Source organism: Thalassospira sp. ER-Se-21-Dark (genome assembly GCF_017922435.1).
Lineage (GTDB): Bacteria > Pseudomonadota > Alphaproteobacteria > Rhodospirillales > Thalassospiraceae > Thalassospira.
The window spans coordinates 461,325-477,066 of the sequence record NZ_VDEZ01000001.1 but is presented as its reverse complement, the minus strand read 5'-3'; the positions used below and the strand labels follow the sequence as shown (position 1 = coordinate 477,066).

Sequence of the window (15,742 nt, the reverse complement as noted above, 5' to 3'; positions counted from 1 at the left end):
TAATGTGAGGCAAGGCGTTTGATGACTTAGCCTTCAACATATTCGGTAAGGCCAAGATGTTTGAGACTGGCCTTGATCACCTGTTCGGGTTGGTCGAAATGCGGGATGTGGCCGCAATCCTTGATCAGCATTTTGGTCACCGGGCCACCGGTAAGTGCACAGATGGTGTGGACCTGTTCGTCGCTGCCGAATTGGTCGTCATCTCCCTGAATGACCAGAAGCGGGCAGGTGATGTTGGCCAGTTCATCTACCATGTTCCAGTCAAGGAATTCCGGCTGGCGCCAGGTATCGACCCAGGCGCGGAAGACATCATCGGTCTGGGCAAAGTGGTGGCGTTGCAGTTTGGTTTTCCAATCCGTTGTCGCATAGATTTTTGCCGCCTCTGTGATGCCGGCAACCGTGACATCCTCGACAAAAACATGGGCGGCTTCGGAAATTACCGCCGTCACATCGTCCGGGAAGCGTGCAGCGTATTTCAGCGCAATGGTCGCCCCGTCGCTATGACCAAACAGGATCGGCTTGGTGAGGTCTAGTTCGTTGATCAGGCCATGCAGATAGACATCGCTTTCGGTGTTGTGGAAATCAATCGCGCGCGGGATATCGCCAACCGCGTGCGGGTCGGATTTGCCATGGCCGCGCCGTTCATAGACAACCACCGGATGACGGGTCGCGGTCGCCAGCTTGGCCGGGAAATCACGCCACATGCGGATCGTGCCAAGGGCTTCGTGCAGCATCAGGATGGTTGGCGCATCGGGGCGGACGTCGTCCGGGATGATCTGCTGACATGACAAGCTGATACCGTTCACGGTGGCATAGAAATTTTCGATCTTCATGTGAGGGGCAATCTTTGTTGGGGCGTTGTTCGGATGATTTATCGGTAATTTGGTGCGTAATTATTTAATTGTGATCATGACCAAAAAAACAGGGCCCGGCAAGTGCCGGACCCTGTTTGATACGATTTAATCCCGAAAACCGGGACAGCAGACCTTACTTCAGGGCCGCGCACGCACGTTTGATGCGTTTGCAGGCTTCGATCAGGGCATTGTCCGAGGTCGCATAGGAAATGCGGAAATACGGTGCCAAGCCGAATGCCGACCCCTGAACCGCCGCGACGCCTTCTGCCTCAAGCAGGTAGGTGACGAAGTCGGTGTCGGTTTCGATTTTCTTGCCATCCGGGGTGGTTTTGCCAATCGCGCCCGCGCAGGACGGATAGACATAAAACGCGCCTTCCGGGGTTTTGCATGACAGGCCTTCGCATTCGTTGAGCGCTGCAACCACAAGGTCACGACGCTTTTTGAACACTTCAGCACGTTCTGCCAGGAAGTCCTGCGTACCGTTGAGTGCTTCGACCGAAGCCGCCTGGCTGATCGACGAGGTATGGGTGCTCGACTGTGACTGAACCTTGTTGATAGCCTTGATCAGCTCGACCGGACCTGCTGCATAGCCAAGGCGCCAGCCGGTCATGGCATAGGATTTCGACACACCGTTACAGGTCAGCGTGCGGTCCTTCAGCTTCGGCTCGACCTGGGCGATGGTGGTGAATTCGAAACCGTCATAGACAAGGTGCTCATACATGTCGTCAGACATGATGTAGACGTTTTCATGTTTCAGAAGCACGTCGGCAAGCGCACGCAGTTCGGCACGCGAATAGGCCGCACCGGTCGGGTTCGACGGCGAGTTCAGAACAACCCATTTGGTTTTCGGGGTGATCGCGGCTTCAAGTTCGGCGGCGGTGATTTTGAAGTCGTTTTCTTCCTGGCATTCAACAATGACCGGGGTGCCTTCGGCCATCAGCGCCATGTCCGGGTAAGATACCCAGTATGGTGCCGGAATGACGACTTCGTCGCCCGGGTTCAGGGTCGCGAAGAACGCGTTGAACAGGGTCTGCTTGCCACCGCAACCGACGGTGATTTCGTCGATGGTATATTCCAGATCGTTTTCACGTTTGAACTTTTCGACAATCGCCTTGCGAAGCTCCGGCGTGCCGGCGACCGGAGTGTATTTGGTCTTGCCAGCGTCAATCGCCGCTTTGGCGGCTTCTTTGATATTGTCGGGGGTATCGAAATCCGGCTCACCTGCGCCAAGTCCGATCACATCAACACCAGCAGCCTTGAGTTCGGCAGCCTTGGTGGTGACAGCAATGGTGGGAGAGGGTTTGATACGGCTCAAACGGTCGGCAATGAACGCCATTGGTCTGTTTCCCTGGAATTTATGAGAAGTGAAAAGAATCGTGTTCTTTCGGTTCGGACCCTACGCCTGCCTTAATTCCAATTCAAGGCAGTTTGTGGTCGTAAGTGCGCCTTTTACGGGTTCTTTGGGATGATTTTATCCAATTTTGCAGCCTTTCAGAAGTCCGAGCGGAAAGAACTGTTTTGCAAACGTGCCAAAACACCCGTTGTTCCCGGATTTACATCCTGACGTCTCCTGACACTTCCTGACAGGAACTGTCAGGGCGGGGGCTTGCGGTCCGGCGTATCTGACCTATAACTAGGGTTGGAATGAAAAGGGATCTGCCCGATGAATGCGCTACCGGAATTTTTGACCAAACGTCGCCCGCCTGTTGAAGGATCACGGGAATTCAAACTGGTGACCGAATACGAGCCCGCCGGTGATCAGCCGCAAGCGATTGCCGAGCTGATGGCCGGTATTGATGAGGGCGAGCGCGATCAGGTTCTGCTTGGCGTGACCGGGTCGGGCAAGACGTTTACGATGGCAAACATCATCGCCAAGACGCAGCGACCCGCGCTTGTTCTGGCGCCCAACAAAACGCTGGCCGCCCAGCTTTATGCCGAGATGAAGTATTTCTTCCCGGATAATGCGGTCGAGTATTTCGTATCCTATTACGACTATTACCAGCCCGAAGCCTATATCCCGAGATCGGACACCTATATCGAAAAAGACAGCTCGATCAACGAACAGATCGACCGGATGCGCCATGCGGCAACGCGTGCGATCCTCGAGCGCAACGACTGTATCATCGTGGCATCGGTATCGTGCATTTACGGTATCGGGGCGGTGGAAACCTATCTTGAGATGACCCAGCGCATCTCGGTCGGGGACGAGGTTGATCGCAACGATATCATGAAGCGTCTGGTCGAGTTGCAATATACCCGCAATGACGCGGCCTTTTCGCGCGGGACGTTCCGGGTGCGCGGCGATGTTCTGGAAATCTTCCCGGCCCACGCCGAGGACCGGGCATGGCGCGTGTCGATGTTTGGCGACGAGGTCGAGGAACTGGCGGAATTTGATCCGCTGACCGGGCACAAGTTTGCCAGCATGGACTCGGTCACGGTTTATGCAAATTCCCACCACGTCACCCCGCGACCGACGCTGGTGCAGGCAATGGCCGGCATCAAGCAGGAGCTTAAAGACCGTCTGGCGCAGTTCCAGGCCGAGGGCAAGTTGCTAGCTGCCGAGCGGATTGAGCAGCGCACGACCTTTGATCTGGAAATGATGGAAACGGTTGGCCACTGCAAGGGGATTGAAAACTATTCCCGCTGGTTGTCGGGCCGTAATCCGGGGGAGCCGCCGCCGACCCTGTTCGAATATTTGCCGGAAAACGCATTGCTGTTTGTCGATGAAAGCCACGTGGCTGTGCCGCAGATCGGTGGCATGTATCGCGGGGACTATAATCGCAAATTTACCCTGGCCGAGCATGGCTTCCGCCTGCCGAGTTGCGTTGATAACCGGCCGCTGAAATTCGAGGAATGGGAAGCAATGCGCCCGCAAAGCGTGTTTGTTTCCGCAACGCCCGGCAACTGGGAAATGGAACGCACGGGGGGTGTGTTTGCCGAACAGGTCATTCGCCCGACAGGCCTGATTGACCCGGTCTGTATCGTGCGCCCGGTGGAAACCCAGGTTGATGATTTGCTGGGCGAGGCCAAGACATGTGCAGCCAAGGGACAGCGTGTTCTGGTCACAACGCTTACCAAGCGCATGGCAGAGGATTTGACCGAATACCTGCATGAGCATGGCGTACGTGTACGTTATCTGCATTCGGACATTGATACGCTGGAGCGCATCGAGATCATCCGTGATTTGCGGCTTGGCGTGTTTGACGTTTTGGTCGGGATTAACCTTCTGCGCGAAGGCCTTGATATCCCCGAATGTGCGCTGGTCGCGATTTTGGATGCGGATAAGGAAGGTTTCCTGCGTTCCAAGACATCGCTGGTTCAGACGATTGGCCGGGCGGCGCGTAACGTTGAAGGTCGCGTGTTGCTTTATGCAGACAAGATGACCGACAGCCTTGAATACGCGATTGGCGAAACCAACCGCCGGCGTGAAAAGCAGATGGCCTATAACGCGGAACATGGCATCACGCCGGAAACCGTGCGCTCAAGGATCAATGACGTCCTCGAAAGTGTTGCCGAACAGGATTATGTCACGGTTGATACCGGGGTGTCGGGCGACATCATGGTTGGCCATAACCTGCGTGCCCATATCGAAGACCTTGAAAAACGGATGCGCGATGCCGCCGGGAACCTTGAGTTCGAGGAAGCAGCCCGTCTGCGTGACGAGATCAAACGCCTTGAGGATCAGGAACTGGGTCTGGCTGAGGCCGGGCCGATGGCGCGCACCATTGGCACTGTTGGCCCCGGGTCAAAATCGGCCAATAAACCGAAATACAAAGGGCGCCGTCGAAAAGGGGCTTAGAATACTTAGAAAATTACAAATACAGGTTGCATTCGCCGTTGAGAATATTTGTCGTGATCACATATAACAACAGCAACACAGATTGCTGTGTGATCGCTATGGAGAAGGCTTGATGTGGCGTTTGAAAGCCTGGAGTTTGGTCTTCACGGCGTTCCTGCTTGGGGCAGGCTGGTTTGGCAACGAGGTTGCCGCACGTACATTGATCGTCGCGATCAATGATGCCCCGCCTTATCGGATTGTGACCGAAACAACCGATGAGCCGGTCTATAGCGGCATCTATGTTGATGTCGTGCGCGAAGCCGCCCGGCGTGCGGGGATTGATCTTGTTTTTCAGGTGGTGCCGTTCAAACGTGCCCTGCACCTGATGGAGAGCGGGCAGGCGGATTTGATGCTTGGTCCCAATCGCACCGATGATCGTCTGCGATACATGTATTATTTTGGCGCAGCCCTGCCGAGCGAGCCGAAGGTGATTTATACCGGCGCACTGGATGCCAATGTGATCGAGATCGAGGATCTTGAACACAAACTGACCGGGGTCCTGCGCGGGGCCAGTTATGGCTGGCAGTTTAGTGAGGCGCCCAATATCCGGTTTGTCGAAGCGGCGGACTACGAGACGCTATTTCGGATGCTTGATCTTGGGCGGATTGATGCACTGATCGCACCGGAACTTCTTGCGATTGCCCATATCCGCAAGTTCGGACCGTTTCAGATCAAACGATCTGATTTGTTGTTGCAGGGAAAGCCATCTTTCATTGCGCTATCGCGCCAATCGGACTTTTTCACCGATGGCAGCTTTACCGTACTTGAAAAACACCTGATTGATATGCGCCAGGACGGCACCTTTGAAGAAATCTATGGCCGGTACGCCAATACCGATTCGTAACGCGTCCGATCACAAAGAAAAAAGCCGGTGTCGTAAAACACCGGCTTTTGCGTTTGGGCGGAACTGGCGAGCGGGTTACATAAACAGCCGCTCGTTTTCCATGCCCTTGTAGATATCGGCGACATAATCGCCATAGCCGTTATAGATCCGGGTGGGGACGCTTTCGCCGTTATTGAGCAGTCGTTCATAGGCCTGCGACCAGCGCGGATGCGGGACTTCCGGATTGACGTTGGCCCAGAAGCCATATTCATCGGCGTTGATGTCTTCCCAGAAGCTTTTGGGGCGCGTGTCGGTGAAAGTGAAACGCACAATCGATTTGATGTTTTTAAAACCGTATTTCCAAGGTGTGACCAGACGCAGCGGTGCGCCGTTTTGCTTGGGCAGTTCTTCGCCATAAATGCCGGTGGCGATCATGGTCAGTTCATTGGTGGCCTCGGCCATCGTGAGGCCTTCGATATAGGGCCACGGATACCAGAACTGACGCAGGCCCGGCATGGTGTCCTTTTGGCTGGCGGTTTCCATTTCGACATATTTCGCACCTGACAGGGGCTTAGCGAAATCAACCAGTGCCTTCATCGGGAAACCGGACCAGGGCACGGTCATGGCCCAGGCTTCGACACAGCGGAACCGATAGACGCGCTCTTCGAGCGGCATCTTGCGCACAAGTTCTTCGAAATCAATTTCGATCGGTTTTTCAACCAATCCGTCGATCACCACGGTCCAGGGGCGGATGCGCATGGCCTGGGCAGCCTGCGAGATCGATTTGTGCGATCCGAATTCATAGAAGTTGTTATAGGTCAGCGCCTTGGACTTTTCGGTCATTTCGCGTTCGACCGTGTAGGCCGGGTTGCGATCCACCGGATAAAGATCGGCAGTCGATCCCGACCCCTGAGCCAATGCAGAGCCCAGCGGGAGGCTTGATGCTGTCGCGCCGATCGATCCGGTGGCGATCCCCTTAAGGAATTGGCGGCGGTTTTTATAGATCGATTCCGGCGTTGCGTCTCGTTCGGGGATTTCCCACCCCTTTTTGCGGCGTATCAGCATGTCGTCCTCCAATTGCGCGGGTTTTCTAAATGTCCTTTGAAAACCGGCTTTGGGCAAGTCACGGCTCGGTGATCAGCGGGTGAAATGGTGGCTTGCAAGAAGCGGGCTTACAACTGATCTACGTTCGTTGGGTTTAGTTTGATCAATATTGCAATCAATTGATCGTGCAGACTGATCAGATGAAGGGTAATGTGATCGCAAATTGCCACAAAAGGGGAGGGTGACGTGTTTGAGTTCAAGGATATCGAGATTCTGCAAGATATCATCAAGGCGGGTGGTTTCAGGGCTGCGGCGCAAAAATACAATCTGTCGCAATCAGCGATTTCGGCCCGTGTTTCAGGTCTCGAGAAGAAGCTTGGCATGAAGCTTTTTGACCGGTCCAACAGGCAGGTGCGCCTGACAGCAGCAGGGTTACGGTTTATCGAGGAAGCACAGCGTTTGTCGCGTGCCCGTGATCGCATCTGGCAGGAACTGACCCATCCGGGGGAGCTGAGTGGCACAATCCGGATTGGTGTTGCGGAAACCATTGTGCATACGCTGCTGACAGACATGCTCAACAAGCTCAAAGATGACTTTCCCAAAGTTCGTTTTGAGCTGTCGGTTGATACCTCTGGTCAGCTTGGCAGGGCGCTTGACGATGACGAAGTGGATGTCGCGATCATGCTGCGCGAATCCGTTCCAAATGGGGCAGTTGCGGCACCACTAAAACCAGTTGAGCTTGGCTGGTACTGTGCCGAGGACATGGAAATTGACGAAAATTCGCTGTCGCTTAATGAACTGGCAAGTCATGCCATCGTGACTTTTCCGAAGGGAACACCGCCATTTCGTGAAATCGAAAGTATCTTTTCTGCCCCGGATATTTCACAGCCTGCGCTAAACGGTTCGGCCTCACTTTCGACTGTAAAATACCTTGTTGCGGGCGGGTTCGGGATAGGTGTTTTGCCGCGGTTGATGGTCCAGAATTCCGTTTTGGATGAACATATTAAGCCGATCCCGGTGTGTCAGGAAGCATCACTGACGGCACTTCATTTTGTGATCGCATATTTCCCTGAACGAAACAGCGAAATCGGCGCAGCAATTCACGAGGCAGCAAAACTCTTTGATCAAACTGATCTAAAAAAACGATCATAAATTAATTTATTTGATTACTTGACAAGATCAGTTCTGTTTCACAATCTTTGAAAAGAGGCAGTGAATGGGACTGAAAAATGAACGCGTCAAAAAGCGCCACCCTTTCCGATGACACCGCATATGAGTCAGCATCTGCAATGACGCCTTTGGCGTTGCGCACCGCTATTCGACGTGGCGAACATACGGGACCGACAACAGGTTATGCGTCAGGCTATCTTCAGGGGAACCTGGCGATTTTGCCGACCAGCTATGCCGACGAATTTCTGCAGTTTTGTGCCAAGAATTCAAAATCCTGTCCGCTTATCGGCATGTCCGAGCCGGGATCTCCGTTTATCCCGGCCTTGGGCAAAGACCTTGATATCCGGACCGACCTGCCTGGTTACCGCGTTTTTCGCGGCAGTGCCGACTATACGAGCGTGAGCGACCTGACGGACATCTGGCGTGATGATCTTGTCACCTTTGTTCTGGGATGCTCGTTCTCGTTCGAGGCTGCCATCACCCGTGGTGGCGTTCGCCTGCGCCACATGGATGCACGTCGCAATGTGCCGATGTATGTGACCAACATCCAAACGGCGGCGGCCGGGCGTTTTCACGGTCCGCTGGTCGTCTCGATGCGGTCCTTTGCGGCCAGCGACGCCATCCGGGCAATCCTATATTCCGACAGATACAGACTGGCCCACGGTGCACCGGTGCATATCGGTGATCCGGCTCAGATCGGTATCGCGGATATCATGAAACCGGACTTCGGCAATGAACCCGTCATTGAAGAAGGGGACATTCCGGTTTTCTGGGCGTGCGGGGTCACGCCGCAAATGGCGATCCGCAATGTGATGCCGGAATTTGCCATAACCCACGAACCCGGGCTGATGCTGGTGACAGATGTACTTGCCGAGGCCGCGGAATTTTCCCTTTAGACCACCCTTACGCTAAACAACCATAATCGACGTATCAGAGAGGACTTTAAAATCATGAAAAAGATGGTTTCTTCCCTTTTGGCAGTTTCCGCACTTGGTGCGGGATTCGCCGCCACCCCGGCATTTGCCGAGGAGCTTTCCGTTGTCGGTAGCTGGAGCAGCCTGCCGCTTTACAAGCAGTATGAAAGCCCGTTCTGGACCGAAACCCTGCCCGCAGATTCCAATGGCGAGATCACGGTTCAGATGACGACACACGACCAGATGGGGATCGGTGTCGGCGACGTGTTTCGTCTGGTAAATGATGGCGTTTTCGACGTTGCGATGACAGTTGGTGACTATGCCGTTGGTGATGCCCCGGAACTTGAGGGCCTTGACGTACCGCTTGTCGCCAACACTGCCGCCGAAGCCAAAGCCATGGTCGAAGCGGCCCGTCCGATGGTCGATGACATCTTTGCAGAGCGCTTTAACTCCAAGGTTCTTGCTGTTGCACCGTACCCGCCGCAAGTTGTTTTCTGTGCTGGCGAAGTCAATTCCCTTGCCGATCTGAAGGACAAGAAAGTCCGTGGATCGGGTCGTATGACAACAAAATTCCTCGAAGCGCTTGGCGCGGTTGGGGTGAATGTCGCCTTCTCCGAAGTTCCGGGTGCGCTTGAGCGCGGCGTGATTGACTGTGCTGTGACGGGTGCTGGTTCGGGCTATAGCGCCGGCTGGTGGGAAGTTTCTGATCACCTGATGACCATTCCGCTTGGTGGTTGGGACCCTGTTGTTACGGCCATGAACATGGACAAATGGAACAGCCTGTCATCCGACATGCAGAGCTTCATCATGGATGAAGTCAAAACCAAGTTCGAGGCCCCTGCATGGGCATCTGCGGCTGATGCATTGAGCAATGATGTTGCCTGCCTGACCGGCAATGGCGCATGCCCGGCAGGTGATCCGGCCAGCATGACACTTGTTGAGGTTTCGGAAAGTGACCTGGCAAAAGCCAAGGAAATCCTGACCTCCACCGTTCTGCCCGAGTGGGCCGAGCGTGCTGGTAATGACTGGGTTGCACGCTGGAACGATAGCGTCGGCAAGACTGTCGGTGTTACCGTACCGCTTAACTGATTAACAGTGCTTGGCGGAGGCCCGAACAGTGACCGAAAACTTGATTGCGGCCATCCGCCGCGCCAATCGCATCATCGCGTTGTCCGTCGGATTTGTTCTGACGGGCAGCGTGATCCTGATCATCGCGGAAATTCTGCTACGTGAAGCCGGAATTTCTCTGGGCGGTGCCGAAGAAATTTCTGGCTACGTCATGGCCGGTGTTGCCAGTTGGGGGCTTTCCTATGCGCTGACCGAGTTGGCGCATGTCAGAATTGACCTTATCCGGCTCCGTTTGCAGGAACGCGGAAAGGCATTCCTTGATTTGTTGGCAATTGTCACCCTTGCTGCGGTGGCAACGATTGTCGCCGTCCAGTGTTGGCCGGTTCTTTCAAAAACCATTGAACGCGGATCGACCGCGAACACGCCGCTTGAAACGCCGCTTTGGATACCTCAGTTGGTCTGGTTTTCCGGTTGGCTGTGGTTTGCGCTGTGTTCCTGTGCGTTGGTGATCCTTACTCTGGTGTTGCTGATGCGCCGTAACTTTGACACGGCCGACTCTTTGGTTGGTGCCCGGTCCGAGCTGGAGCTTGAATCATGATTACAGCAGTTACGGTTTCGCTGTTGGGGCTTCTGGCCTTGTCCATTCCGGTCGGTATTGTGCTTTTCCTTCTCGGTATCGGTGTCGATCAGTTTTTCACGCCCTTTCCGCTGTTGCGCGGTTTGGGACAGGTGGTCTGGTCTTCTTCAAATTCCTCGACCCTGATTGCCATACCGTTCTTTGTTTTGCTCGGTGAGGTGCTTGTGCGCGGTGGTATTGCCGCCAAGACCTATGAAGCACTCGATAAGTGGTTCTCATGGCTGCCCGGTGGGTTGGTCCATGCCAATATCGGCACGGCGACAATGTTTTCGGCGACTTCGGGGTCGTCTGTTGCCACGGCTGCGACGGTTGCGACTGTGGCAATGCCGCAGGCCGACAAGTTGGGCTATGACCCGAAACTGTTTTCCGGCGCCATTGCCGCAGGCGGCACGCTTGGGATCATGATCCCGCCATCGATCAACTTGATTGTCTATGGGTTCCTGACCGAAACATCGATCCCGCGTTTGTTCCTTGCGGGACTGGTGCCGGGGCTGGTGATGGCTGTTGCCTTCATGCTTGTGACCGCGGCGATTTGCAAGGTGAAGCCAAGTCTTGGCGGACAAAGCCGTTCGTTTAGCTGGGCGGAGCGGTTTGGTGGCTTAAGGCATCTTGTGCCGATCTTCCTGCTGTTCTTTGTTGTGATCGGGTCAATCTATGCCGGATGGGCGACACCAACAGAATCAGCAGCCGTCGGTGTTGCCATCGCCATGATCATCGCCGCCTTTAACAAAGGTGTATCGAACGAGATGATCAAGATGTGCCTGCTGGGGACAGTTCGGATCACGGCGATGATCATGCTGGTGATCATCGGGGCCTACTTCCTGAACTTCACCCTGACCGCAGCAGGCATGGGTCGGGAGCTCAAGGAACTTCTGGTCGGACTTAATCTTAGTCCAATGGGGACGTTGCTTGTTGTTATTTTGCTCTACATCGTGCTGGGCTTCTTTATTGAAACCTTGTCGCTGATGGTTGCGACCATTCCGATCATTGTGCCGATCATGACAGCGATGGGCTTTGACAAGGTCTGGTTTGGAATCCTTTTGATCGTCTTGATCGAAATGGCTTTGATCACCCCGCCTGTCGGATTGAACCTCTATGTCGTGCAGGGTGCCCGAAAATCAGGTCAACTGTCCGAGGTCATGCTGGGGGCTGTTCCCTATGTTCTTGTGATGTTGGCGATGATCGTCGGTCTGATCTTCTTGCCGGAAATCGCACTTTTCCTGCCTGACTATCTCTGAGGCGCAATAGGCCAGGAAGCCTCCCTTAGCACAATTGACGAATGGACCAGTGTCATCTGGTCCAAGCGCCCCCTCTATGTCTGAGACCCAGTGTCCAACACATCATTCCAAAAAGATCGGAACCAGAAATGCAGATGAACTTTACCCTGGCAGGGACCGAAATCACCTTTGATATCGACCATTGCACTGTTGCAGGATGGACGGGCAGGGATGCTGCGGCGATCCAGCACCATATCGACGAGCTTGCCGCGATCGGTGTTAAACCGCCGTCAAGCGTGCCGCTTTATTATCGGACCGCCTCAGGGATGGTAACCCAGCAGGCCTGTATCGAGGTTGTCGGAAAGGGAACATCGGGCGAAGTCGAGCCGTTCCTGATTGCTTGTGACGGCGAACTTTACCTTGGCCTTGCGTCCGATCATACGGATCGCGAGCTTGAAGCCCACTCGGTCGCGCTGTCCAAGCAGATTTGCGAAAAGCCCGTTGCCTCTGAAATCTGGCGCTTTGACGAGGTCAAAGACCATATCGAGCAGATTGAAATGCGGTCCTGGGTTCAGGAACAGGATGGCGATGACTGGGTGCTTTATCAGGAAGGAACGATTGCTTCGATCCGCCCGTTAAGTGATCTGATCGAAGGATCGCAATTGATGGGGAATGCTGCCAACGGCACGGCATCTGTCATGCTGTGCGGTACACTTGGCGCAAAGGGCGGGGTTCGCCCGGCACGCCGTTTCAAAATGGCGTTGCATGATCCAGTACTTGATCGCACGATCACGCACGCCTATGAAATTAGGGAACTGCCAGAAATCGCATAAGCAATTTCATTGTCAGAACAACATCATAACAGGATGAGGCACCGCCATGGGCGTGATGGTTGACAAGGCCAGACAAGCAATCGACAAGGTCAATCAACTTGGCGAGCTTAAGGACAAGATCTTTACCGAGTTTGATTCTGAGCGGATTTTAAAGGCTGCTGCCGAGGCGGAGCAATATTGCGCGCAAAATCCCGGTGCTCCGCTTGCAGGGATGCTGGTATCGGTCAAGGATCTGTATGACGAGGCGGGCATTGCCACCACGGCGGCATCCGAACTTTTGAAGGGGCGCGCACCAGCCGAGGCCGACAGCGAATGCGTGCGTCGCATCAAGGCTGCCGGGGCCATTCCGTTTGGCCGAACGACGCTCAGCGAGTTTGCCTATTCCGGTGTCGGGCTTAATCCGCATTACGGCACGCCGGGCAATATCTTTGACGCAGAGGGCATTCCGGGTGGCTCGACATCGGGCGGTGGTTTGACCGTGGCACACGGGATTGTTGATCTGGCGCTTGGCACGGATACGGGTGGCTCGATCCGTATTCCATCCGCGATCAACGGGCTTTATGGCATCAAGCCAAGCCGCCTTTCGGTGCCGGGGGCGGGTGTTCATCCGTTGGCTAAAAGTTTTGATACGCCGGGGCCGTTGGCGGGCGATCTTGAAACCGCCATTCGTGCGTTCGAAGTCCTAACCGACATCACCGTGACACCGCCAGAAGACGCGGCAAAATCGCTTCGCATTGGCGTGCCGATGAACGCGTTTGTCGATGGGCTCGATGACCGGGTGAAGGCAGACTTTGCGATGATCTGTGCAAAGCTGAAAAAGGCGGGGCATGAGCTGATCGAGATTGATTTTGCTTTCATCGCCAGGAACGCGATCCTCAATAAGATGCTGGTGTCGTTCGAAGCGCACCGGATCTATGCCAAGGATTTCGCAAAGCTTGAAACCGTGGGTGATCCGCGCGTTTTGTCGCGGATGAAGTTTGCCGATACGCTTTCAAGTGATGAGGTGATCGACGCCTATGCCAAGCGGACCGATATCGTGTCGATGTTCGGGGCGGCGATGGCGGAAGTGGATGTGATGATCGCGCCGACCTTGCCGCGCATGGCGCCCAAGATTGCCGAGGTCGAAGCCGACTTTGATAACCTGAATGCGCTGATGCTGCGCAATACCGGTTACCTGAACCTGGTCGATGCCTGCGCGATGTCGATGCCGGTTCAGATCAAAGGCGAGGTTGCACCAGCAGCCCTTATGATCGGGGCGCCACATGGGCATGATCAGGCGATCCTGGCAGCAGCCCGGTTGATTGATCCGCTGTTTGGCTGAAAAAGGTGACTGAACAAGAAAACGGCCCGGAAGTTCCGGGCCGCTTTTGTTTAGAGATCGAGCGTCAGGCGACCGCTACTTTGCATGCGGGAGACGCAAATGCACATCTGATCGTTCTGGGCTTTTTGGCTGTCGCTGAGATAGGCGTCGCGATGCGACAAATCACCGTCATGCGAAATCACAACCGATGTACAGATCCCGCAATTGCCCTTTTTGCAGTCGTAAAGCGGATCGATGCCTTCATCGATCAGGACATCCAGAACTGATTTGCCAACCGGCACTTCGAATGTCTGGCCGCTTTGCGCCAGATGAACTTCGAAACTGGTGTCATCAAGCTGTGCGGCAGGTGTGGTGAAGCGTTCATAATGAACATTCTCTGACGCCCAGCGATTGCGGCGTGCGGTATCAAGCACGGCATCAATCAGCCCGCCCGGGCCGCAGACATAGATGTGTTTGCCTGCCTCCGCCGTGCCAAGGATGCTGGCAAGCGGCATGCTCCGTTTTGCGTCGCCACCGTCGAAATAAAGCGCGCAACGCCCGTTAGCGGCATCAAGCACCTCGGTCATCAGGGCCATGTCGGCGTGGTTGCGGCAGGCATAGTGCAGGACGAAATCCTTGCCGGCCTGTTGTAGGGCGGTCGCCATCGCAAGGATCGGGGTGATGCCAATGCCGCCGGCAATCAGGATGGTTTTGGCCGCACTCTCAACAAGCGGGAAGTCGTTTTGCGGCAGGTCGATTTCAAGGACATCACCGGTTTTGACCTTTTGATGCATATACATGGACCCGCCTTCGCCGCCTTCTTCGCGCAGTACGGCGATCCGATAGAGATCAGGCTCCCCCGGATTGATGATCGAATAGGACCGTTTAACAGACTGGCCGGCTGTGTCGGTGACGGTGAGTTTGATATGCGCACCTGGTTCGGCGGGCGGCAGGCTTGTGCCGTTGGCGGCGACAAGATCAAAACCGCGTATGCGGTCGGTCAGGTCATGGACCTGTTGAACGGTAACTTCAGGCATGGCGATTTTCCTTCCCAGGCCCCCGGATTTTCTCCGGGTGTGTTTGTCTGTGGGCTTGACTGGATCCAGATTAGATCAATTGGATCCAATTTTGTCAAACCTGATGGGATCGGAAAATGCGGGTCGGTATGGATTATGCGGTATCTTCGCGTTCGATGACGGTGAAGTTGTCGGGCATATCCTGTGTCGGACCAAGGATTTGCGTATAGCGCAATGCCGCATTGGCATGTTCACGCATCAGGGCTTCGGCGCGCGCCCCCTGGCCGTTGTCGATGGCATCGAAAATGATGTGATGCTGCATGTGGCTGAAATTGAATCGGCGGAATTCCCCGGTCATGTCATCGCGGTTGAAGGCGATGGACGATACGGATGCAAATGGCAGGTGATCATTGCGTGACAGCGCATCTTCGATGGCGATGTTGCGGCTGGCTTCGATGATGGTGTTGTGAAAGCGCATGTTGAAATCGTGATAGATTTCCATGTCCTCATCGGTCAGGAAACCCTTGGAAAACAAGGCATCACCCGTGGAAAGGCATTCAATCAGGTGGCTGCGGGCCGGAAGGGAAATACCGCGTTCGCTGGCAAGGCGGGCGGCAAGTCCTTCGAGTACACCGCGCACTTCGATGGCGTCGGCAATTTCGGTCGGGGTGATGGCGCGCACGGTGTAGCCGCGACGATCCCCTTTGCGCAGCAGGCCTTCCTGTTCGAGTGTCCGAAAGGCAATCCGGACCGGTGTGCGCGATACGCCAAGCCGTTCAGCAATCGGGATTTCTGCAACCCGTTCGCCCGGTGGAAGTTCCCCGTTGGCGATCATTTTCCGCAAGGTGATCAGGACGCGCTGGCCGTGTTTACTCATGCCGGTTTCCGTTTTTGTGAGTGCCGGGCGATCATAGTTCAGATCGAATTGTTTAAAAAGCATCTTGCCAAATTGGATCCAATTTGATTACGCTTAGAGGCATAACAAGAAATCTTGGTGGTAAAAATTCCACCTGCAAGCAACCTTGATT

14 protein-coding genes are annotated in these 15,742 nt (G+C 54.9%); 9 read left to right on the top strand and 5 right to left on the bottom strand.

From position 1 onward, the window contains the following. Positions 1–26: 26 nt before the first annotated feature. On the bottom strand, positions 27–833 hold the full coding sequence (locus FHI25_RS02010; RefSeq protein ID WP_210514566.1) for an alpha/beta hydrolase: 807 nt from the start codon (positions 831–833) through the stop codon (positions 27–29). A gap of 154 nt (positions 834–987) precedes the next feature. Further along, positions 988–2,190, bottom strand: a complete 1,203-nt coding sequence (locus FHI25_RS02005; protein ID WP_210514563.1) for an aspartate transaminase — start codon at positions 2,188–2,190, stop codon at positions 988–990. A gap of 327 nt (positions 2,191–2,517) precedes the next feature. Here FHI25_RS02005 and uvrB point away from each other — a divergent pair, with 327 nt between their 5' ends. Both uvrB and FHI25_RS01995 read left to right on the top strand, forming a co-directional pair. Then, complete coding sequence (uvrB, locus tag FHI25_RS02000) at positions 2,518–4,653, top strand: excinuclease ABC subunit UvrB (RefSeq protein WP_210514560.1); 2,136 nt, start codon at positions 2,518–2,520, stop codon at positions 4,651–4,653. Between the two features lie 112 nt (positions 4,654–4,765). Beyond that, positions 4,766–5,536 carry a transporter substrate-binding domain-containing protein gene (locus tag FHI25_RS01995; protein WP_210514556.1) on the top strand — a complete coding sequence of 257 codons (771 nt, stop codon included), beginning with the start codon at positions 4,766–4,768 and terminating at the stop codon, positions 5,534–5,536. Between the two features lie 75 nt (positions 5,537–5,611). Here the strand turns inward: FHI25_RS01995 and msrP are convergent, their stop codons facing one another. After that, positions 5,612–6,580, bottom strand: a complete 969-nt coding sequence (gene msrP / locus FHI25_RS01990; protein WP_210514553.1) for a protein-methionine-sulfoxide reductase catalytic subunit MsrP — start codon at positions 6,578–6,580, stop codon at positions 5,612–5,614. Between the two features lie 225 nt (positions 6,581–6,805). On the opposite strand from msrP, the gene FHI25_RS01985 reads away from it, so the two are divergent. The 7 genes from FHI25_RS01985 (at position 6,806) to FHI25_RS01955 (ending at position 13,719) form a co-directional block, all read left to right on the top strand. Beyond that, a complete protein-coding gene (locus FHI25_RS01985; RefSeq protein ID WP_210514550.1) occupies positions 6,806–7,711 on the top strand; it encodes a LysR family transcriptional regulator in 906 nt (301 codons plus the stop codon). Between the two features lie 77 nt (positions 7,712–7,788). Further along, on the top strand, positions 7,789–8,625 hold the full coding sequence (locus FHI25_RS01980; RefSeq protein ID WP_210514547.1) for a putative hydro-lyase: 837 nt from the start codon (positions 7,789–7,791) through the stop codon (positions 8,623–8,625). A gap of 54 nt (positions 8,626–8,679) precedes the next feature. Beyond that, the gene (locus FHI25_RS01975) at positions 8,680–9,732 is read left to right on the top strand and encodes a TRAP transporter substrate-binding protein (RefSeq protein WP_210514544.1); all 1,053 of its coding nucleotides are present in this window, start codon (positions 8,680–8,682) and stop codon (positions 9,730–9,732) included. Between the two features lie 28 nt (positions 9,733–9,760). Then, positions 9,761–10,309, top strand: coding sequence for a TRAP transporter small permease (locus tag FHI25_RS01970; RefSeq protein WP_210514542.1), 549 nt, complete (start codon positions 9,761–9,763; stop codon positions 10,307–10,309). After that, a complete protein-coding gene (locus tag FHI25_RS01965) occupies positions 10,306–11,586 on the top strand; it encodes a TRAP transporter large permease (RefSeq protein ID WP_120224370.1) in 1,281 nt (426 codons plus the stop codon). The genes FHI25_RS01970 and FHI25_RS01965 overlap by 4 nt, the downstream gene beginning before the upstream one ends. A gap of 128 nt (positions 11,587–11,714) precedes the next feature. After that, the gene (locus tag FHI25_RS01960; protein WP_210514539.1) at positions 11,715–12,398 is read left to right on the top strand and encodes a DUF2848 domain-containing protein; all 684 of its coding nucleotides are present in this window, start codon (positions 11,715–11,717) and stop codon (positions 12,396–12,398) included. A gap of 46 nt (positions 12,399–12,444) precedes the next feature. Beyond that, a complete protein-coding gene (locus tag FHI25_RS01955; protein WP_210514536.1) occupies positions 12,445–13,719 on the top strand; it encodes an amidase family protein in 1,275 nt (424 codons plus the stop codon). A gap of 50 nt (positions 13,720–13,769) precedes the next feature. Here FHI25_RS01955 and FHI25_RS01950 read toward each other — a convergent pair whose 3' ends face one another. Then, positions 13,770–14,735 carry a PDR/VanB family oxidoreductase gene (locus FHI25_RS01950; protein ID WP_210514533.1) on the bottom strand — a complete coding sequence of 322 codons (966 nt, stop codon included), beginning with the start codon at positions 14,733–14,735 and terminating at the stop codon, positions 13,770–13,772. Between the two features lie 133 nt (positions 14,736–14,868). Continuing rightward, the gene (locus tag FHI25_RS01945; protein WP_040822962.1) at positions 14,869–15,591 is read right to left on the bottom strand and encodes a GntR family transcriptional regulator; all 723 of its coding nucleotides are present in this window, start codon (positions 15,589–15,591) and stop codon (positions 14,869–14,871) included. Between the last annotated feature and the right edge of the window lie 151 nt (positions 15,592–15,742).